The following is a 19,444-nucleotide window of genomic DNA, read 5'->3' on the forward strand; positions in this document are numbered from 1 at the left end:
GGTGCCCGGCCCGACGGTTTTTGGCGCCCGGCCTGACGGTCGCTTCGGTCGGCTCACTTGTTGATGTTAATCAGGTCGTTGTCCTTGCGGTCGTGGTAGTGGACCTCGATGATGCCGATGCTCTGGTCCTCGACCACGCGGATGCGCGCCTTGTATTTCCACTCCCAGCGGCGGCGCAGCGACCAGAGTCCCTTGCGCAGGTAGGAGGCCACGTAGGGGCTCACCACCAGCTTGATGTACTTGTGGCCGCGGTCGAGCGTGAGGAACGAAATCTGATTCTCGATTTTCTTGTCCAGCAGCACCGTGGGCTCGATTTTGCCCGTACCGTTGCAGGTGGGGCAGACGTCCGAGACGCTCTCGACGGCTACCGGACGCACACGCTGACGCGTGATTTGCATCAGTCCGAACTTGGTGAGCGGCAGCACCGTATGCTTGGCCTTGTCGGTGGCCATGAGCTTGACCATCTCGTCGTAGAGCGCCTGGCGGTTCTGCGCCTTGTGCAGGTCGATGAAGTCGATGATGACGATGCCGCCCAGGTCGCGCAGGCGCAGCTGGCGGGCAATCTCCTTGGCGGCCGCCAGATTGACATCCATGGCCGTCTGTTCCTGGTTGTCCTCGGCCTTGGTACGGTTGCCCGAGTTGACGTCGATGACGTTCATCGCCTCCGTATGCTCGATGATGAGGTAGGCGCCGCGCCGCAGCGAGACATACTTGGCAAAGAGCGACTTGATTTGCTTCGAGATGTCGAAGTTGTCGAAAATCGGCACGTTGCCCTTGTAGAGCTTGACGATTTTCACCATCGAGGGGTCGATGAGCTTGATGTAGTTGCGAATCTCGTTGTACATCGCCTCGTCGTCGACGGCAATCTGCGAGAAGGAGTCGTTAAGCGAATCGCGGATAATCGTGTTGGCTCGGCTCATCTCGCTCATGAGCTGGGCCGGAACCGACTCCGCATTCTTGCGGATGGCCGCCACGGTCTTGCGCCAGCGGTCAATCTGCGTCTGGATGTCGTGTTCGATGTCCTCATCCTTGGCCTCCATGGCCGCCGTACGGATGATGACGCCGAAGTTCTTGGGCAGCACGGCGGCGGCAATCCGCTTCAGGCGCTTCTTTTCGTCGGCCGAGCGGATTTTCTGCGAGAGGAAGACCTTCGACGAGAAGGGGACCAGCACCACGTTGCGGCCAGCCAGCGAGATGTCCGACGTCAGACGCGGACCCTTGGTCGAGATGGCCTCCTTGGCCACCTGGACCATGATGCTCTGTCCGACCTGCAGATAGCTCGAGATTTTGCCGTTCTTGTCGAGCGCCGGCTCGAGTTTCATCGTCTCGGTGCGCAGCCCCCGCTTGCCGGGCTGCTGCGATTCGACCATCTTCTGGAGCGAGGGGAACTGCGTTCCCAGGTCGAGGTAGTGGATGAAGGCATCCTTTTCGTGCCCTATGTTGACGAATGCCGCGTTGAGACCCGGCATGATTTTACGCACCCGTCCCAGATAGATGTCGCCTACGGCGAAGCCCGTCTGGCACTGCTCCTTGTTGAGCTCGACCAGCACCTTGTCCTCGCACAGGGCAATGGATATCTCCGTCGGGTTAACGTTAACGATTAGTTCCTTGTTCATGTATATCGTATTCGCGCCCGGGTGCCGGACGCTGTGGGTGAAATGAGTATGGGGCCGCGCTTGGTGCATGGAGCGGCGGCGGACTCCAAAGACGTCGGGAGCCCGTACAGCAATGGTGGAATCGACGGAAGGGCTCCGCGTGCGGTTTCATTGCGAGCCGAACCGCAACGGCTCTTTCGGATTACATCCCTCGCACGGGGAGATGCCTCAGCAGAAAAAACAGGTAAAGCTAAAAGAGCCCGGGGCCCCTTTAGCTTTATCTATCGTTTAGCACAAAGGTGCTACCCTACTTTTTCTTGTGGCGGTTCTTGCGCAGACGCTTCTTACGCTTGTGCGTGGCCATCTTGTGACGCTTATGCTTCTTTCCGTTCGGCATAGTGCTTAAAATTTAAGAGGTTCTTGGATTAATTTGTTATTTCACCTTCGCTGCGAAGCTCTTTGCGGGCTTGAAAGCAGGAATGTTGTGCTCGGGAATGGTGATGGTGGTGTTCTTCGAGATGTTGCGGGCCACCTTCGTTGCGCGCTTCTTGACGATGAAGCTGCCGAAACCGCGCAGGTATACATTATTATTATTGGTCAGCGAAGTCTTGATGCTCTCCATGAAAGCCTCGACGATTGCCTGTACCTGCACCTTCTCAACGCCGGTGCTCTTAGCGATTTCGCTTACGATATCTGCCTTGGTCATATTTCTTATGATATTAAAATTAAGTCCCTTACAGGTTTTCAGACTGCAAATATACATTTAATTTATGTATCTGCCAACAAACCGCCATTTTTTTTCATTTTTTTCGTTTCGGCAGCCAGATACCAGCAAGACAGCGGAATAGCAAATATCGGGCAAAAAAATGACCGCTGCCGGAAACGACTCCACTCGCGCCTTTCGGGAAGAGTCCGCATCGGCATGCAACCTTCTATTTCACAACTCATTGCTGCGCCACCAGGCAGATTGGCGCCATCCTTGGCCGCAACCCGCTCCGTCCGGTCGTTCGCCCGCTCCGGCGGAACGCCCTCCATGCGCACGCACCGAAAAAGGCAGCACGCCGCCGAGAAAAGATATCGAAAGGAAATTTGAGCGCCGAAAGGAAAGCCGCCGTCTGCACGGCCATCCCGGCGGCCGGACAATCCCCCGCAGCGCCCGAACACCGCCCGGAAGGCACAAGGCCCCTTTCTCCGGACGGGGACTCAATAAATAGCGCGGTTTTTGCGTTAATATGGTAAATATCGCTATTTTTGTAATCCCTAACCGAACGAACTATGGTCAAGATACTCTGGGTCGACGACGAAGTGGAGCTGCTCAAGCCCCACGTGCTCTTTCTCAAGCAGAAAGGCTACGAGGTCGACACCTGCAACAACGGTTACGACGCCATCGACATGGCTGCCGAAGGCTCCTACGACCTTATCATCCTGGACGAGATGATGCCCGGCATGACGGGGCTCGAGACGCTTCCCAAAATCAAGGAGGTGCGCCCCACCACGCCCGTCATCATGGTTACCAAGAGCGAGGAGGAGAACATCATGAACAAGGCCATCGGCTCGAAAATCGCCGACTACCTCATCAAGCCGGTCAACCCCAACCAGGTGCTCCTCTCCATCAAGAAGAACGTCCACTCGCAGCAGCTGGTCACCGAACAGACGACGGCCGACTACCGTTCCGAGTTCGGCCGCATCTCCTCGCAGCTGCAGATGGCCGACTCGTTCGCCGACTGGTGCTCGCTCTACCGCAAGCTGACCACCTGGGAAATCGAGCTCTCGGAGTCAAGCGACCAGAGCATCAGGGAGGTGCTCACCTACCAGAAGAGCGAAGCCAACCAGGAGTTCTCGAAGTTCGTCCGCCGCAACTACTACAACTGGATTAACCGCCGCGACGAGCAGTCGCCCGTCATGTCGCACATGCTCATGCGCACGAACATCTTCCCCGTGGTGGACGAACACCCCAAGACGACGCTGATGCTCATCGACAACTTCCGCTACGACCAGTGGCGGTCGATTTCGTCGCTGCTGCGCGGCTACTACGACGTGGTGCTCGACGACTTCTACTGCGCGATTCTCCCCACGGCGACCCAGTATGCGCGCAACGCGATTTTCGCCGGTCTGATGCCGTTCGCCATCGACAAGCTGATGCCCGACAAGTGGCTCAACGACAACGAGGAGGGGGGCAAGAACCAGTACGAGGAGGAGTTCCTGCGCCGGCTGATGACGCGCAACGGCAAGAACTGGAAGCTGTCGTTCGACAAGCTGGTCCGTCCCGAGCAGGGGCGCAAGCTGGTGGACAACATCCAGAAGGTCTACGACGCCGACTTTTCGGTCATCGTCTACAACTTCCTCGACATCCTCTCGCACGCCCGCACCGAGACGGACATCATCCGCGAGCTGACCGAGGATGAGGCGGCATTCCGTTCGCTCACCCGTTCGTGGTTCGAGCACTCGGACATCTTCACCATGCTCAAGCTGCTGGCCGAGCGCCGGCACACGGTCATCATCACCTCGGATCACGGCACCATCCGCGTCGACAATCCGGTAAAGGTGACGGGCGACCGCGAAACGTCGGCCAACCTGCGCTACAAGACGGGGCGCAACCTGGCCTACAACTCGCGCGAGGTATACGAGGTGCAGCGTCCGGAGGATATCCAGCTGCCGTCGAGCAACCTCACCTCGAGCTACATCTTCGCCTACAACAGCGACTTTTTGGTCTACAACAACGACGCCAACCGCCACATCCGCTACTACCGCAACACGTTCCAGCACGGCGGCATCTCGATGGAGGAGATGATTGTCCCCTACATCGTGCTGAGGCCCAAGCTGTAGACGCCCGGCCGGAAGCGGGAGCCGGAAACAAGGCCGGGAACCGGAAACGGGAGGCCCGAGCCGGCAGGGCGGCCGAAAGAGGCGTACGGAGGGGTGCGCCACGGACCGGAAACCGGCAAACGCAACAGGCCGGCAACATATTAGCAACAGACAACACATACGCAAAAGATAATGATGAAAACCATTCACATCACCTCGCAGGAGGACCTGGGCGAGGTAGCCGACGCCGTCATCGAGATGCTCGGACGCCGCCGCGTGGTCGCCTTCCGCGGCGGCATGGGTGCCGGCAAGACCACCCTCATCCGCGAAATCGTCGCCCGCCTGGGTTCGGAGGATACGGTGACCAGCCCCACCTTCGCCATCATCAACCAGTACTCGGTTCCCTCGGGCAAGCGCATCTTCCACTTCGACTTCTACCGCATCAACGACATCCGCGAAGCCTACGACTTCGGCTACGAGGAGTACTTCTATTCGGGGGACCTCTGTCTGGTGGAGTGGCCCGAGAAAATCGAGTCGCTGCTGCCCGAAGATACGATGAACGTGCGCATCACGGTCGACGACGACCAGAGCCGCACCTTCGAAATCGACTGACGCGGAGCGGCAGCCCCGACCTCCACAGCTCCGGCTTTCGCTCAGCGCGGCGCACCTTGCTGTGCCGCATGCACCCTGCACCCCATGACGGCGGGCCCCATCGCGGGTCCGCCGCTCTGTTTCGCTTGCCGCTCCTACGCCGGTGCATTGCCCTCCCGAAGGCGTGGTGCAGCCACGCGGCAGGCGGCAACGGCCGTCCCTCTACGGCGGGCCGCCGTGCGCTCTCCGGAAAAGTACATTTTCGCTTGGCGCTGCAGCCGCCTTTTTGTATATTTGCCGCCGATTCGGGCCGCAGACGAAACCATTCGGCCCGCAAACGAGCAAAACAGAACCTTACAACACACACCTATCCATGCAGGAATACATCTCCAAACAGCATCAGATTCTCCGCCCCGCGGAGCAGATTTACGCCGTCATCAGCCGTTTCGACAACCTCACCCCCGCCCTGGCCGACCGGGTCGAGGAGTGGCAGGCCACCGAAGACACCTGTTCGTTCAAGGCCAAGGGCTTCACCGTGAAGCTCCGCATGGCCGAGCGCGAGGCGCCGAAAAAAGTGAAGATTGTGGGCGACGACGGCGGCGTGCCGATGGACTTCGCCTTCTGGATTCAGCTGCATCCGGTCGCCGAGAACGACACCCGCATGCGTCTGGTGCTCCACATCGAGCTCAACATGATGATGCGAATGATGATTGGCTCGAAGCTGCAGGGTGCCATCGACCAGATTGCCGAGGGCATCGCCCGCGCCATGAACAGCGCGCCGCAGTTCTGAGCCCCGCCCCGGCCGCGGCATCGGCCTCAACGAGGAGGCTGTCGCAGGAGTCGTTACAAAACGAGCGGTCCGCTCCCGACTGGGGAGCGGACCGCTCGTTGTATGTTGAAGTCTGACGCCGCGGCGGCGGGCAACTAAAGTACCTGGGCAGTCGGGGTACCGGGCACCGGCAGCAACATGCCAGCAGCGCACCGGGCCGGTGCACTACCCTCTCATGGCGCGGGCCACGCAGCGAATCGTCGGGAAGGAGTCGCGCAGATGAAGCTCCGCCTCGGCGGCATTGCACCACGCCACGCGGTCGATGCCCTCCTCGGTCTGGGGCGAAGGGGTGCCGCCGTCGAGTGCGTGCAGCTCGTACCACGAGGTGCGCTTGAGCTCCCACTTGCCGTAGAGGTTGTAGGCGTGGTAGGTCCGGCAGAGCGGCCGCACCACCTCGCAGCGGACACCCGTCTCCTCGGCCACCTCGCGCACGGCGCAGTCGGGCAGCTCCTCGTAGGGCTCCAGGTGCCCCTTGGGCAGGTCCCAGCGCCCGTTGCGGTGAATCATCAGCCACTCGCCGCGGCCGTTCACCGCAATGCCGCCCGCCGCCTCGACCGGAAGGAACTCCTCGGCAAAGCGGAGAAAAGCCCCCTCGGGGTCGTCCGAAAGGATGGCCACGCTGTTGTTCGTTTCGAGAATTTTCAGTATCTTGGCACGTGAAACGGCCGTTCCCTTTTCCAGAATCACGTCGCACGAGGCCCCCACGGGGAGCTCGCCGGCAAAAAGTACGGACTTGTCCGCAAAGAAAAGCGTTCGCGTCATTGCAGGAATTTTGACACAAAAATAGAAATTTTATTTCAAACTCAATCAATCAGGAAACCGTAAGGAAATGAAAAAATTGCTCCTCATGACAGTCGTCGCAGCAATCGGCCTGAGCGGTTGCGACCAGCAGGCGTCGCAAAGCGCGGCCACCGACAACGCCCTCACGCCCGAAGAAATCGAGGCGGGCATTCTCACCCCCGAGGTGATGTGGAAAATGAAACGCGCGGGCTCCTCGTCGCTCTCGCCCGACGGCACGCGGCTGCTCTATGCCCAGACCGTGTACGACATGGCCGAGAACCGGGGCACGACCTCGCTCTACGTCGAAGAGATGGATTCGAAGCAGGTCAAGTGCCTTGCAGAGGGCTCCTCGCCGCGCTGGAATGCCGACGGCAGCCGGATTTACTTCCTCTCGGAGCGCAGCGGCTCGTCGCAGGTATGGGTGATGGATGCCGACGGCTCGAACGCCCGTCAGGTGACCGGGCTGCAGGAGGGAGCTCCCGCCGTCGAGGGCTTCGGCATCAGCCCCGACGAGCAGCACATCTGGTGGGTGCAGCAGGTGCAGGTGGCCGACCGCCGCTCCTCCGACGTGCACCGCGACATGCCCAAGTCGAAGGCACGCATCTACGACGACCTGATGGCCCGCCACTGGGACTACTGGGACGAGGGGAGCTACCGCCACATCTTCGTGGGTGAGCTCGCCGGCGGCAAGGCCTCCGAGGGTGTCGACATCCTCGACGCCGAGGCGGCGTGGGACGCCCCGCTGGCCCCCTACTTCGACATGGCCGAGATTGCGTGGAACAACGCCGGCACCCGGCTCGCCTACACCTGCAAGCCGCTGACGGGCATGCGCTACGCCGTTTCGACCGACTCGGACATCTTCGTCTACGACCTGGCCTCGGGCACGACGCAGAACATCTGCAAGCCGGACAGCGTCAACTATCCCGGCGGGCTGACCATCCAGTCGAACGAGCTCCCGGGCTACGACAAGTATCCCGTCTGGTCGCCCGACGACCGCTACATCGCCTTCCTCTCGCAGCGGCGTGCCGGCAACGAGTCGGACAAGGCGCGGCTCTTCCTCTACGATACCACGACGGGCGCCATGACGGACCTCACCACCGAGTTCGACTACAACGCCCAGAACGTCGTCTGGGAGGATGCCTCGACGCTGCTCTTCGTGGCGCCCATCGAGGCGACGCACCAGATTTGCCGTGTGCGGCTCACCGACGAGGGGCACTCGCCCGTGGAGGTGCTCACGCGGGGCGACCACGACCTGACGTCCTTCTCGACGGGCGGCGGCCGCGCGGTGGCCGAGCGTGCCACCATCTCGTCGGCCCCCGAGTTCTTCGAGGTGAGCCTCTCGGACGGTTCGCTCACTCAGATTTCGGAAATCAACCGCGACATCTACGACCACATCCGCATGGGCGAGGTGCAGAAGCGCTGGGTGAAGACCACCGACGGCAAACAGATGCTCACGTGGGTCATCCTCCCGCCCGACTTCGACCCCGCGAAGAAGTATCCCGTGCTGCTCTACTGCGAGGGCGGCCCGCAGAGCGTCGTCTCGAACGGCTGGAGCTACCGCTGGAACTTCCAGCTGATGGCCGCCCGGGGCTACATCGTCGTGGCGCCCAACCGCCGCGGCGTACCCTCGTTCGGACAGGAGTGGCTCGACCAGATTTCGGGCGACTACTCGGGACAGAACATCCGCGACTATCTGGCTGCCATCGACGACGTGGCACGCGAGCCGTGGGCCGATGAGACGCGCATGGGCTGCGTGGGCGCCTCGTACGGCGGCTATTCGGTCTACTTCCTGGCCGGCTGCCACGAGCACCGCTTCAAGGCCTTCATCGCCCACTGCGGCATCTTCGACTTCGACTCGATGTACGGCGAGACCGAAGAGCTGTGGTTCGTCAACAACGACTACGGAGGCGCCTACTGGGAGAAGTCGAACGCCACGGCGCAGCGCTCCTACGCCAACTCGCCCCACAAGTTCGTCAGCAAGTGGGACACGCCGATTCTCATCATCACGGGCGAATACGACTTCCGCATCCCCTACACGCAGTCGCTCGAGGCCTTCACCGCCGCACGTCTGCAGGGGGTTCCGGCCCGGCTCGTCGAGTTCGAGGATGAGGCGCACCAGGTCTTCAAGCCCCAGAACTCGATGGTCTGGAACCGCGAATTCTTCGGCTGGCTCGACAAGTACGTCAAGCAGCAGCAATAGAGCCGGCGGCCGGTACGAACCGGTTGCGGCAACCGAACAAGGCCTGTCCCGCGAGGGGCGGGCCTTTTTTGCGGCCGATTCAGAGACGGCTGTCAGATGCCGCAGCCGAACGCCGGAGTCGGAACAACGGAGCGCGGCAGAGAGGCGGGACGAGGCGGACGGGACAAACGTGACGGGGCGAACGAAACGAAACGGTGGCGGGAACGAACGGGGTGGAATAAAGCCGGGCAGACGGAGCAAAGCCCCCGCATGCCAAAACGAACAATATTGGACCATCGGGCTAAAAAGAGTGTCCGAAAGGAGGGCTTTTCTGCTCCAAAATTCTTTTTCCGCGAAGGAGAAAAACGGGAAAAATCGGGGCGTTCATGATGAAAATCGGGGTGTTCGTTGAAATTATTTTCCCGTGAAGGGCGATATGACTATTTTTGCATACAGTCAATAAAAGACAGATTTCTATGCGAATACACTCCCGGACAATCCTGCTGGCACTCGCCGTGCTGGCGCTCGGTTGCTCGAAAGAGGAGAGCGGCGGAGCATCTTCCGACCGGCTCATCACCGCCACCGTAGGCTCCGGCCCGCAGATTGAAGTGAAGCCCATGACCGAACTGGGCGACGACGGCATCTCGGTCCGCTGGTCGACGGGCGACAAAATCGCCCTGTGGGCCTTCAACGCCGAGGGCGAAGCGACGCTCTCTGGCTCGGAGTTTGCCCTCTGGCACTACAACCAGGAGTACGGCGACGCCAAATTCACGGCACAAATCGAACCCATGGCCGAAGGGAGCTACGACTACTGCGCCCTCTCGCCCGTACCTGCATCGGTAAGCGGCACGACCGCCTCCTACGTCATCGCGTCGGAGCAGAACGGCCGCTTCGACGGCCGTCACGACGTGATGGTGGCCACCCCGGTACAGGGCGCCGGCGCCCTGCAGGAGGGCGACAACAGCGAGCAGGTCAACTTCCGCTTCAAGCACAAGGTACACGTCCTGAAAATCGACATCGCCTCCAACGCCCTCGGCGAACCGGTCGAGGCGCTCGAGCTGACCTTCCCGCGCGCCGTAGTCGGAACGATGAACATCGACCTGCGCGACGCCGGGGCTGCCCCGTCGCTCACGGGCGGTGCCGTCAAGCTGACGCTGCGTCCGGAACAGGCGGTCGATGCGGGGAGCACGCTGGTGGCCATCATCGCCCCGGCCGACTTCACCACCGAGGAGGAGATTCGCATCAAGGCCATCAGCCGCAACTACGAATCCGTCGAGGCACGCATGCCGGGCAAGAGCTTTGCCGAGGGGCACACCACCCCCATCCGGCTCCATGTGCCCGAGGCAGACATGAGCGGCACGCGTCTGCGCTTCTCGCTCAACGGCACGGGCGAAGAGACGCTCGGCGAACCCGTGCAGCGCTTTACGCTGACCGCTCCCGAGGGGATGGACCTTGGCGACGGCAGCAACACGCACACCTTCACGGTCGGAGAGGAGCCCTGCGACCTGCTGCTCCGCGAGCTGCCCGAGGGCATCTCGGGCGCCGCCTTCACCGTCACCTTCGAATCGGAGAACGCGCTGCTCACCCGTTCGTTCGTCATGCCGCAGATTATCCCCTTCCAGACCAACGTCATCCCGGCATTCGACATCCCCTACCTGCTCTTCGAGGACTTTTCGTCGCTCAACCAGACTACCGGCGAGTCGGACAACCCGGGTGTCGGCGGCACCGACGTCGTCTCGGGCGACCGCACGGGCATCGACCTGAGCCAGTGGGGCCTCTCGACGCAGGGATGGACCGGCAGCCGCATCGGCGTCGAGGCGGGAGGCGCCGGCAGCGCCAACGGTGCGGTGCGCATCTGCGCCCGCGTCGAGAACCAGCAGATTGCCTCGAACACCTACAACGCCCGTCTTGACTCGGCCCCCCTGGGCGGCATCAAGGAGGGCAAGAGCCCCTCGGTGCGCGTCACCTACAACTACAAGGGCGGACGCTGGTCGATGAAGATGCGCCTGTCGTGGGTCCAGCTCGTCGACGACGGGCCCGGCAACGGCACGGCCGTCTACAGCTACGGCTACACCGACGTGCAGGGCTTCCAGGCCGGCTCGGTAGCCATCCCCAACCTGGTCGAAAGCAACGTCGTGCTGCCCGCAACCGAGGGCGCCGACCGCAACCAGAACCAGACCTACGACGGCATCTCCTATGAGAACTCGTTCGTCATCCCGGCAGCCACCAGCCTTACGCGCGCCTCGTGGAGCGTCAGCTCGACGATGAACGACGCCCCCATTTTCGGCGCCAACGGCAACTTCTGGCTCTACATCGACAACGTCAAGGTATCCATCGTACACTAAACGCCGCTGCACATGAAACGACTTCTCATCATACTCTCCGCCGCCGCGCTCACAGCCGGCGCCGGATGTTCGAACAACGAACCGGCGGCTTCGGCCGGGGGCTACGGCCGCCTGGAGCTGCACTGCACGCCGAGCAACGACATCGTCGCGGGTGTCTCGACCCGCGCGGAGGCCCCCGCGGGCGAGGAGTTCGCGCTCCGCATCACGGGCACGGACTACGACCGCAGCTGGGAGACGCTCGCCGCCTTTGCGTCGGCCGACGAGCTCTTCGCCAAGGGAAGCTACAAGGCCACCGTAACATGGGGCGACCCCACGCAGGAGGGCTTCGGCAAGCGCTGCTACGCCGGTGAGCGGGAGTTCGAAATCCAGCCCCGCCAGACCACCGAGGAGCACATCACCGCCACGGTGGCCAACTCGCAGGCGCTCGTCCGCACCACGGAGCAGTTCCGCAAATACTTCCACGACACCCGCTTCAGCGTCACCACGGGGTCGTCCAACACCTTCGAATTCACCTTCGAGGGGGGCGGCAGCGACCCGGACCAGACCGACCCGCTCTGCGTGGCGGCCTCCACGTCGCTCGCCGTCAACGGCACGGCACGGCGCCAGAGCGCAACGGGCACCGACTCGGGCCGTGAGGTCAACTTCCCCGAGCAACGGCTCGAGGCCACCACGCCCCGCACGCGCCACATCTTCGAGTACGACGCGGCCGATGCCGGCAGCGCCACGCTCAACATCTACATCGGGGTGGACGAAGAGGGCAACGACCTGCTCGTCGAGACCCGCGTCATCGAGGTGGAACTCAACGACGACTCCATTCAGCAATAAAACATGAGACTCCATATGCGAATTCTTACCCAATGCCTTGCGATGCTCTCCAGCGCGGCGCTTCTGGCCGGATGCGTCAACGAAGAGCCCAACTACGCCAAGAAGCCCGATTCGGGCAACGGCACCCCGACCGAGGTGGGCTACCTGAGCCTGAGCGGTCTGGAGATGAAGGTGATTTACGACGGCGAGACCGAGACCATGCCCGACGACACGGCCGACGCCTCCGCAACGCGGGCCGCGACGCCCCAGGTCGACGACTTCATCGTCGAGGTGGTCAACGCCCGCGGCGAATCGGTCGCCAGCAAAAGCTACGCCGAGTGGAAGGCCGCGGAGCGGAACGAACTCCCGGTGGGCAGCTACACGCTCAAGGTCCGCTCGCAGGAGCAATTCCCCGACGTGGAGTGGGAAGCGCCCGTATATGCCGCCTCGAAGGATTTTGTCATCGAGCGCGAGCAGACCACCACGCTCGACGACATCACCTGCACGCTGGCCAACATCAAGGTGACGATGCTCTTCTCGGCCGACCTGGCCGACATGCTGAGCGACGACACGAAGGCCGTCATCTCGCTGGGTGACAAGAGCATGGAATTCGGCAAGAAGGAGACCCGCGCGGCCTACTACCTGCCCGAGAAGGAGCTCAACACGCTCGAATTCCAGCTCACGGGCTCGTTTGCCGACACGGGCAAGCCCGTCACGCTGAACAAGAGCATCCCGAACGTCAAGGCGGGACAGTGGCGCAAAATCACGCTCGTCATCGAGTGGGCCGACAAGGGCGACGTGGTCTTCGACATCGAGGTCGACAACTTCGTGCTCGACGAGACGGTCGAGGTGAACGGCACCGACGGACTCTGGGAGGAGGTCATCGGCGGCGACGCACCGGAGGACGCCCCCGCCATCGTATGGGAGGGTCAGGAGCTCTCGCAGCCCTTCACGCTCACCGACGCGATGTTCGACCAGACGGGCAACTGCACCGTGCCGTTCCGCTTCAAGGTGACGGCCCCCGGAGGGCTCACCTCGCTGGGCGTGGCCATCGACTCGGACAACGCCTCGCTGCTCGAGGTGCTCGACCGCATCCAGCTGCCCCGCAGCTTCGACCTCTGCACGCTCGACGCCTCGTCGACGGCCGGAGCCGTGCTGACGAGCTTCGGACTGCCGCTGGGCAGCCAGGTGGTGGGCCAGCAGGCACTCACGCTCGACATCACGCGCCAGATTCCGCAACTCTACACATACGCCGGCACCCACACCTTCGCCCTGACGCTGGGCGACGCCGCCGGGAAGACGACGCAGGCGACGCTGACCCTCGTGGTGAAGAAGGGCGGCACGCAGACGGGTCCCGTCATCACGTGGCGCGGCTACAACATCGACCAAAGCTATGACCTGTCGGCCGACATGACCATCGTCGTCGACATCGAGTCGGAGAACGGCATCAAGGCCTTCGAGGTGAACATCGACTCGGAGGTGCTTGCCCCGATGCTCGGTGCGGTGGGCATTCCCGAGACGTTCGACCTCTGCACGGTCGACGGCGCGCTGGCCGAGACGCTCCAAAGCTTCGGCTTCAAGACCGGCAGCGACGTCACCTCGCCCATGTCGTTCGACATCACGCAGTTTGTCAGCATCCTGATGATGATGGATGCCGGCGAGCACAAGTTCCACCTGGCAGTGACCGACGACAACGGCGTCACGACGCGCAAGACCCTCCATCTGATTAACCGGAAGTAATTCCACACAAACGAACGACTGCGATGAAACATCTCATTCTATATGTTGCGGCGCTTGCGGGACTGCTCCTCGGCGGAGGCTCCTGCTCGAAGGAGCAGACGGCCGGAGGCACGGAGGGGTACGGCCGCGTGGAGATGGCGCTCTCGACCACGCGCAGCGACGAGGGGGGATACGACCCCTTCGAGCACCTTGCGGTCCGCATCTACAACGCCGACGGCGGGCTCATCCGCCAATACGACTCGCAGGAGGCGCTCCCCTCCTCGCTCGAGCTGCTGGCGGGCGACTACCGCATCGAGGTGGAGCTGGGCGAAGAGCTTCCGGCCTCGTTCGACGCCCGCTGCTACCGGGGCGCCGAGTCCTTCACCGTCACGGCGGGCCAGACGTCGCGCGTCGACGTGGAGTGCCGCCTGCGGAACACCGTCGTCGAGGTCAGCTACGACCCCACAGTGGCCAAGAACTTCAACGAGGGCTACCTCACGTGGGTTGCCGCGGGTGACAAGCTCGACCCGACGGCTGCCGAAGAGGGCTCCCTCGCGGCACTGCGCTTCACCGAAAGCGGCACGGGCTACCTGCTGCTGCCCGAGGGGGTGACCTCGCTCAGCTGGCTCTTCCGCGGCGAACACCCCGAGAAGGGGCTCATCGAGAAGTCGGGACGCATCGACGACGTGAAGGCCGCCGGCAAGTACCAGCTCTCGTTCCGCTACTCGGAGGACCTGCCGGGCTTCATCGACTTCACGCTCACGGTCGACACCTCGACCGACGACCACGACGATACGATTATCTTCAGCCCCGACCCCACCATCACGGGCGACGGCTTCGACATGAAGGCGGTCCAGAAGTACACCTCGGGCGAGCGCCGCTTCCTCATCACCTCGATGGGTGCGCTCTCGTCGACGACGCTGCGCGTGGGTGACGCGCAGTACGACCTGCTCCACCCCACCGAGCCGGGCATCACCGCGCAGCTCACCTCCGAAACGTCACTCACGGTGACCCTCGGCGAGGAGTTCCTCTCGCAGCTGCCGGCCGGCAGCCAGACGCTCACCTTCGACATCGACGACGAGGATGGCGGCCACCTCACCGCCACGAGCGAGTTCCGCTTCGAGGGGCTCATCATGGTTGGCGAGGGCGACTACGACCTCTGGAACAACACGGTGACGCTGCGCGCGATGGTCTTCGACAGCCACACCCCCGCAGTGCGCTTCTCGCTGCGCCGCACCCGGGCCAACGGCGAGCCGGTGAGCGAGGAGTGGCAGCAGCTTGACGGCAGCCGTACGGGCGAGGACCTCTACACGGCCACCTTCGCCCCGCAATGGAACGAATCGAACAACGAGGGTGGACTCTCCGTCTACACCCCGGCGGCCGGCAGCGGCATCTTCGCCAATGCGGAGTACGCCTACGCCGTCACGCTCGACGGAACGCCCCGCGGCGAGGGCTCGTTCACGACCTCGACCACACAGAGCATCCCCGACGGCGGGATGGAGAGCGCATCGCTCCCCTGCTTCGGTGTCGAGATAAGCAGCAACTCGTCGTTCTGGGCCAGCGGCAACAACTCCTTCGCCAAGACGCTCTGCTCGCAGGGCACCTTTGCGGGAATGGGCGGCTCGTACTGCGCCAAGCTGGCCTCGTCGTCGCCGCCGCTGGTGGGTCTGGCCGCCGGCAACCTCCTCTCGGGCCTCTTCTACAAGGACGGTCTGACCACCGGCGTGGTGGAGTTCGGACAGCCCTACACCTGGCAGGCGCGGCCGCGTGCCATGCGCGTGAAGTACCACGCCACGGTCGGCATCGTCAACAACGACAAGGGCTACGCCGGACCGCCCATCAAGAGCGGCGACCAGGACCGCGCCACCATCTACGCCTGCATCGTCGACTGGAGCGCCCGCCACAAGGTATCGTCGGGTACCAGCGCCCCGACCGGCGCCTGGAACCCCACGACCATGCAGAGCACCGACGAGGGGGCCATCATCGGCTACGCGATGCTGACGCTCGACGGCAACACCGAGGGTGACGCCATGCTCACGCGCGACATCGAGTTCCACTTCTACGACCACGCGGCACGCCCCTCGGGCAAATACGCCATCGTCATCTCCTGCTCGGCCAACGCCTACGGCGAGTACATGCTCGGCTGCACGTCGAACGTACTCTACGTCGACGACTTCGAATGGGTTTACTAACGACACAAACGCACGCATCCATGCGCATACTGACATACTCACTGCTGCTCGCGCTCGCGGCGCTGCTGGGCACGACCCCGGCGCTCCGGGCCCAGGAGTCGCACCGCAACCCGCTTGCAGCGGCCGAAGAGACGGCCGCCGAGGAGATGGCCTCCGAGGAGGCCGCCGACGCCCGGACGACCCAAAAGACCGAGCTGCGCCCCATGACCATCAACGAGAAGCGCCGGCAGCGCGGCCTGACCGACACGCACAACCTCTTCGTGCCGCGCGGACAGTGGATTTTCGGCGGTACGGCCTCCTACTCGGCCCACTCGAACGACTCGTACCGCTTTCTGGTCATCGAGGGCATCGAATCCGAGGGCTACACCTTCCGCATCAGCCCGATGGTGGCCTACGCCTTCCGCAACAACATGGCGCTCGGCGCACGTTTCGCCTACGGGCGCACGCTGCTCAAGCTCGACAAGGCCAACCTGAGCCTCGGCGACGAGGATTCGGGCATCAACCTCCAGGCCAAGGATTTCTACTCGCTCAAGCACTCCTACACCATCTCGGCCATCTGGCGGCAGTACATCCCGCTGGGGCGCAGCAAGCGCTTCGCGCTCTTCAACGAGACGCAGCTCTCGGTGGGCGGTTCGCAGGCCCGCTTTGCCAACGACTCGCCCGTGAAGGGCACCTACGAGACGGGCTACTCGCTCTCGCTGGGCTTCTCGCCCGGTATCGTGGCCTTCGCAACGAACAACATGGCCGTCGAGGTGAATGTCGGCGTGATGGGTATCTCCTACTCCCACACCAAGCAGGTCCACAACCAGGTGACCGTCGGCAAACGCTCGGCAAGCATGATGAACTTCAAGGTCAACATCTTCTCGATTGGCCTCGGCATGGCCTTTTACCTCTAAAACGGCACGCGCATGAAAAAGACGATACTCTTCACGATTCTGACCCTCTTCACCCTGCTCGGCGCAACGGCCGAAACGGTGCCCGATGCCGCAAGGCCCGCAGCGGAAGATTCGCTGCGGATGTCGGGTGCCGAAGCCGGCAAGACGAAGCGGCACTTCCTCCCCACGCGCCGGCGCATCGACCGTGAAATCAACAAGCTGAAGTTCGCCTACAAGGGCGAGGTGATGATGGGCCTTACGGCCTCGTACGGCACCCTGACGAGCGACGACACCGACTTCATGATTATCCTCGACAACATCAACGCCGACGGTACGATGGCCTCGGTGCGCCCCTTCGCCGGCTACTTCTACCGCGACAACCGCTGCATCGGCGTCCGCTTCGGATACACGCACATCGACGGCACGCTCAACAACATGCGCTTCGACATGGGCGAATCGAACGACATCTCGGCCGAGATTCCCTATGTCAACCTGCAGAGCGACAACTATGCCTTCGGTCTGTTCCACCGTTCCTACGCCGGATTGGACCCCAAGGGGCGCTTCGGCCTCTTTGCCGAGTTCGAACTCTCGTTCTCGACCGGCAACACGCAGTTCGCCTACGAGACGAGCGGCCAAATCAAGCGCACCTACAGCGAGAACTCGCAGCTCAAGCTGGGCTTCAACCCCGGCGCGGCGGTCTACATCTTCCCCAACGTCTGCGCCACCATCTCGTTCGGACTGGGCGGCATCCAGTACACCAACGTGACGCAGAAGGATGCCGACGGCAACAAAATCGGCTCGCGCCAGTCGTCGAACATGAAGTTCAAGCTCAACATATTCTCCATCAATTTCGGAATGACCATCCACCTGTGGGACAAGAAAAAGTTATAATAGGATGAGATTGAAAAGATACCTGACCGCCCTGCTGGCCGCAGCGGCCCTGCTGGCGCAGTCGTGCATCAAGAACGACATACCCTACCCCGAGGTCGAAATCAACATCACGGGGGTCGAGGGGCGCGGGTTCACCGTCGCGTCGATTGACGTGACGACGCGGACCGTCACCCTCTCGCTCGAGGAGCAGACCGACATGGGCGCCGTCGAAATCGACAAGGTGACGCTCGGCGTGGTCTCGCACAGCACGAGCCTGACGAACGAGGAGCTGCTCGCCCAGGTGCGCTCGTCGCGCGAGCTGACCGGCACGTTCGACCTCCGCACGCCGCTCTACGTGACGCTGTCGCTCTACCAGAGTTTCGAGTGGAGCATCGTGGCCGAGCAGAACATCGAGCGCCGCTTCAGCGTGGCGGGACAAATCGGAGCGTCGCAGTTCGACGTGCCCAACCGCACGGTGGTGGCCAACGTACCCCAGGGAACGGACCTCAGCGCGCTGCAGGTCAACGAACTCAAGCTCGGACCGGCCGACATCACCACCTACTCGCCGACGCTCGAAGAGCTCTCGGGAACGAGCTTCGAGACGGTGCGCTTCGTCGACGTCACCTGCTTCGGGCAGACCGAGCGGTGGATTCTCCACGTCGTTCCCGTCGACGTGACGGTCATGCTGACACAGGTCGACGCCTGGAGCAAGGTCATCTGGCTCTACGGCGCCGGTGTCGAGGGGCGCAAGATGGGCTTCCGCTACCGTGTGAAGGGGTCGGAGGAGTGGCTGGAGGTGCCCGACGTCGAGGTCGACGGCGGCAGCTTCAAGGCCCGCCTCAAGGCCGAGGCCGAGACCGACTACGAGGTGGTGGCCTATGCCGACGACGACCTGTCGGAGCCCCGCAGCGTCCGCACCGAGGCGACCTGGACACTCCCCAACGGTGGCTTCGAGGAGTGGACGGCGCCCGACCTCAACATCACCCCCAAGCGCAAATACTGGCTGCCCTACCTGCTCGACGACGGGACGCCCTTCTGGGATACGGGTAACAAGGGTTCGACGACACTCAGCGAGTCGGACAACATCTCGATTCCCGAGAACGACCCGCGGCCCGGTTCGACGGGCACCCGCTCGGCACACCTCACCTCGAAGTGGGTGGTGCTGAAGTTCGCGGCCGGAAACCTCTTCACGGGCGAGTACTTCGCCACGAAGGGAACCAACGGCGTGGTGGGATTCGGCCGCCCGTGCGGCTACCGTCCGACGGCACTCCACGGATGGGTGAAGTTCAAGGGGGGCAAAATCAACCGCGTGGGCAGCGTTCCGGTCGGTGTGGACATCCAGCAGGGTGTGACCGACGACAACGGCATCATCTACATTGCGCTGGGTACGTGGACCCCCGAGAAGTACGGTGTCTGGGTCGACTACATCACGCGCGACTTCTACGGTACGAACGACGTTCCGATTGCCGTCTACACGGGTGACAAGAGTTCGTTCTTCAATGCGCAGGGGCCCGACGTAGTGGGCTACGGCGAGAAGGTGATGGTGGAGAACATCGACGAATGGACCGAGTTCACCATCCCGATTGAGTACACCTCGACGGACCGCGTGCCGACCCACATCCTCATCGTCTGCTCGTCGTCGCGCTGGGGCGACTACTTCACCGGCTGCGACAAGAGCGAACTGTGGGTGGACGACTTCGAACTCATCTACGACTGATGCGGCCCGAGGCCGCAGCCATACCGAGCCCGGTGACCCGACGGTCACCGGGCTTTTTCTTGCCTCTGAGGGCCGAAGAGGCGACATGGGGCAGGGCTGGTCTGCACGGGCAGAAACAGGCTGAAAACGGAAGAAAAGAGGGT

General features: G+C 62.7%; 14 protein-coding genes. 11 read left to right on the forward strand and 3 right to left on the reverse strand.

Features of this window, described 5'->3' with window-relative positions:
- Positions 1-53: 53 nt before the first annotated feature.
- Together B5F90_RS02750 and B5F90_RS02755 are read right to left on the reverse strand one after the other, a co-directional pair.
- Complete coding sequence (locus tag B5F90_RS02750; RefSeq protein WP_087360943.1) at positions 54-1,616, reverse strand: Rne/Rng family ribonuclease; 1,563 nt, start codon at positions 1,614-1,616, stop codon at positions 54-56.
- 412 nt (positions 1,617-2,028) lie between these two features.
- Positions 2,029-2,301 carry an HU family DNA-binding protein gene (locus B5F90_RS02755; protein WP_087360945.1) on the reverse strand — a complete coding sequence of 91 codons (273 nt, stop codon included), beginning with the start codon at positions 2,299-2,301 and terminating at the stop codon, positions 2,029-2,031.
- 569 nt (positions 2,302-2,870) lie between these two features.
- On the opposite strand from B5F90_RS02755, the gene B5F90_RS02760 reads away from it, so the two are divergent.
- From B5F90_RS02760 to B5F90_RS02770, 3 genes are all read left to right on the forward strand, one after another.
- Positions 2,871-4,421: a response regulator gene (locus B5F90_RS02760; protein ID WP_087360947.1), complete on the forward strand. Its 1,551-nt coding sequence runs from the start codon at positions 2,871-2,873 to the stop codon at positions 4,419-4,421.
- Between the two features lie 174 nt (positions 4,422-4,595).
- A complete protein-coding gene (gene tsaE, locus B5F90_RS02765) occupies positions 4,596-5,012 on the forward strand; it encodes a tRNA (adenosine(37)-N6)-threonylcarbamoyltransferase complex ATPase subunit type 1 TsaE (protein WP_087361277.1) in 417 nt (138 codons plus the stop codon).
- Between the two features lie 352 nt (positions 5,013-5,364).
- Positions 5,365-5,781 (forward strand): SRPBCC domain-containing protein, encoded by a 417-nt coding sequence (locus B5F90_RS02770; protein WP_087360949.1) that lies wholly within the window; start codon positions 5,365-5,367, stop codon positions 5,779-5,781.
- Between the two features lie 204 nt (positions 5,782-5,985).
- Here B5F90_RS02770 and B5F90_RS02775 read toward each other — a convergent pair whose 3' ends face one another.
- Positions 5,986-6,582, reverse strand: a complete 597-nt coding sequence (locus B5F90_RS02775) for an NUDIX domain-containing protein (protein ID WP_087360950.1) — start codon at positions 6,580-6,582, stop codon at positions 5,986-5,988.
- Positions 6,583-6,649: 67 nt separating this feature from the next.
- Here B5F90_RS02775 and B5F90_RS02780 point away from each other — a divergent pair, with 67 nt between their 5' ends.
- The 8 genes from B5F90_RS02780 to B5F90_RS02815 all read left to right on the forward strand — a co-directional run bounded on the left by B5F90_RS02780 (position 6,650) and on the right by B5F90_RS02815 (position 19,301).
- Positions 6,650-8,800, forward strand: a complete 2,151-nt coding sequence (locus tag B5F90_RS02780; protein WP_087360952.1) for a S9 family peptidase — start codon at positions 6,650-6,652, stop codon at positions 8,798-8,800.
- 455 nt (positions 8,801-9,255) lie between these two features.
- Positions 9,256-11,124, forward strand: coding sequence for a fimbrillin family protein (locus B5F90_RS02785; RefSeq protein ID WP_087360954.1), 1,869 nt, complete (start codon positions 9,256-9,258; stop codon positions 11,122-11,124).
- A gap of 12 nt (positions 11,125-11,136) precedes the next feature.
- A complete protein-coding gene (locus tag B5F90_RS02790; RefSeq protein ID WP_087360956.1) occupies positions 11,137-11,949 on the forward strand; it encodes a DUF4493 domain-containing protein in 813 nt (270 codons plus the stop codon).
- A gap of 15 nt (positions 11,950-11,964) precedes the next feature.
- The gene (locus B5F90_RS02795) at positions 11,965-13,668 is read left to right on the forward strand and encodes a DUF4493 domain-containing protein (RefSeq protein ID WP_087360958.1); all 1,704 of its coding nucleotides are present in this window, start codon (positions 11,965-11,967) and stop codon (positions 13,666-13,668) included.
- Positions 13,669-13,691: 23 nt separating this feature from the next.
- Positions 13,692-15,839: a DUF4493 domain-containing protein gene (locus B5F90_RS02800; RefSeq protein WP_087360960.1), complete on the forward strand. Its 2,148-nt coding sequence runs from the start codon at positions 13,692-13,694 to the stop codon at positions 15,837-15,839.
- A 20-nt stretch (positions 15,840-15,859) separates the two neighbouring features.
- A complete protein-coding gene (locus B5F90_RS02805) occupies positions 15,860-16,735 on the forward strand; it encodes a hypothetical protein (protein WP_087360962.1) in 876 nt (291 codons plus the stop codon).
- A 12-nt stretch (positions 16,736-16,747) separates the two neighbouring features.
- Positions 16,748-17,605: a hypothetical protein gene (locus B5F90_RS02810; protein ID WP_087360964.1), complete on the forward strand. Its 858-nt coding sequence runs from the start codon at positions 16,748-16,750 to the stop codon at positions 17,603-17,605.
- A gap of 4 nt (positions 17,606-17,609) precedes the next feature.
- A complete protein-coding gene (locus B5F90_RS02815) occupies positions 17,610-19,301 on the forward strand; it encodes a PCMD domain-containing protein (RefSeq protein WP_087360966.1) in 1,692 nt (563 codons plus the stop codon).
- The last annotated feature ends 143 nt before the right edge of the window (positions 19,302-19,444 follow it).

This window comes from Alistipes sp. An31A, assembly GCF_002159425.1.
Lineage (GTDB): Bacteria > Bacteroidota > Bacteroidia > Bacteroidales > Rikenellaceae > Alistipes > Alistipes excrementigallinarum.

Bases quoted from the DNA above. Each gene is read 5' to 3' on its own strand.
- B5F90_RS02805 (WP_087360962.1), top strand. From the start codon at position 15,860: ATGCGCATACTGACATACTCACTGCTGCTCGCGCTCGCGGCGCTGCTG.
- B5F90_RS02800 (WP_087360960.1), top strand. From the start codon at position 13,692: ATGAAACATCTCATTCTATATGTTGCGGCGCTTGCGGGACTGCTCCTC.
- B5F90_RS02815 (WP_087360966.1), top strand. From the start codon at position 17,610: ATGAGATTGAAAAGATACCTGACCGCCCTGCTGGCCGCAGCGGCCCTG.
- B5F90_RS02760 (WP_087360947.1), top strand. From the start codon at position 2,871: ATGGTCAAGATACTCTGGGTCGACGACGAAGTGGAGCTGCTCAAGCCC.
- B5F90_RS02775 (WP_087360950.1), bottom strand. From the start codon at position 6,582: ATGACGCGAACGCTTTTCTTTGCGGACAAGTCCGTACTTTTTGCCGGC.
- B5F90_RS02795 (WP_087360958.1), top strand. From the start codon at position 11,965: ATGCGAATTCTTACCCAATGCCTTGCGATGCTCTCCAGCGCGGCGCTT.
- B5F90_RS02780 (WP_087360952.1), top strand. From the start codon at position 6,650: ATGAAAAAATTGCTCCTCATGACAGTCGTCGCAGCAATCGGCCTGAGC.
- B5F90_RS02810 (WP_087360964.1), top strand. From the start codon at position 16,748: ATGAAAAAGACGATACTCTTCACGATTCTGACCCTCTTCACCCTGCTC.
- B5F90_RS02750 (WP_087360943.1), bottom strand. From the start codon at position 1,616: ATGAACAAGGAACTAATCGTTAACGTTAACCCGACGGAGATATCCATT.
- B5F90_RS02790 (WP_087360956.1), top strand. From the start codon at position 11,137: ATGAAACGACTTCTCATCATACTCTCCGCCGCCGCGCTCACAGCCGGC.
- B5F90_RS02755 (WP_087360945.1), bottom strand. From the start codon at position 2,301: ATGACCAAGGCAGATATCGTAAGCGAAATCGCTAAGAGCACCGGCGTT.
- B5F90_RS02770 (WP_087360949.1), top strand. From the start codon at position 5,365: ATGCAGGAATACATCTCCAAACAGCATCAGATTCTCCGCCCCGCGGAG.
- tsaE (WP_087361277.1), top strand. From the start codon at position 4,596: ATGAAAACCATTCACATCACCTCGCAGGAGGACCTGGGCGAGGTAGCC.
- B5F90_RS02785 (WP_087360954.1), top strand. From the start codon at position 9,256: ATGCGAATACACTCCCGGACAATCCTGCTGGCACTCGCCGTGCTGGCG.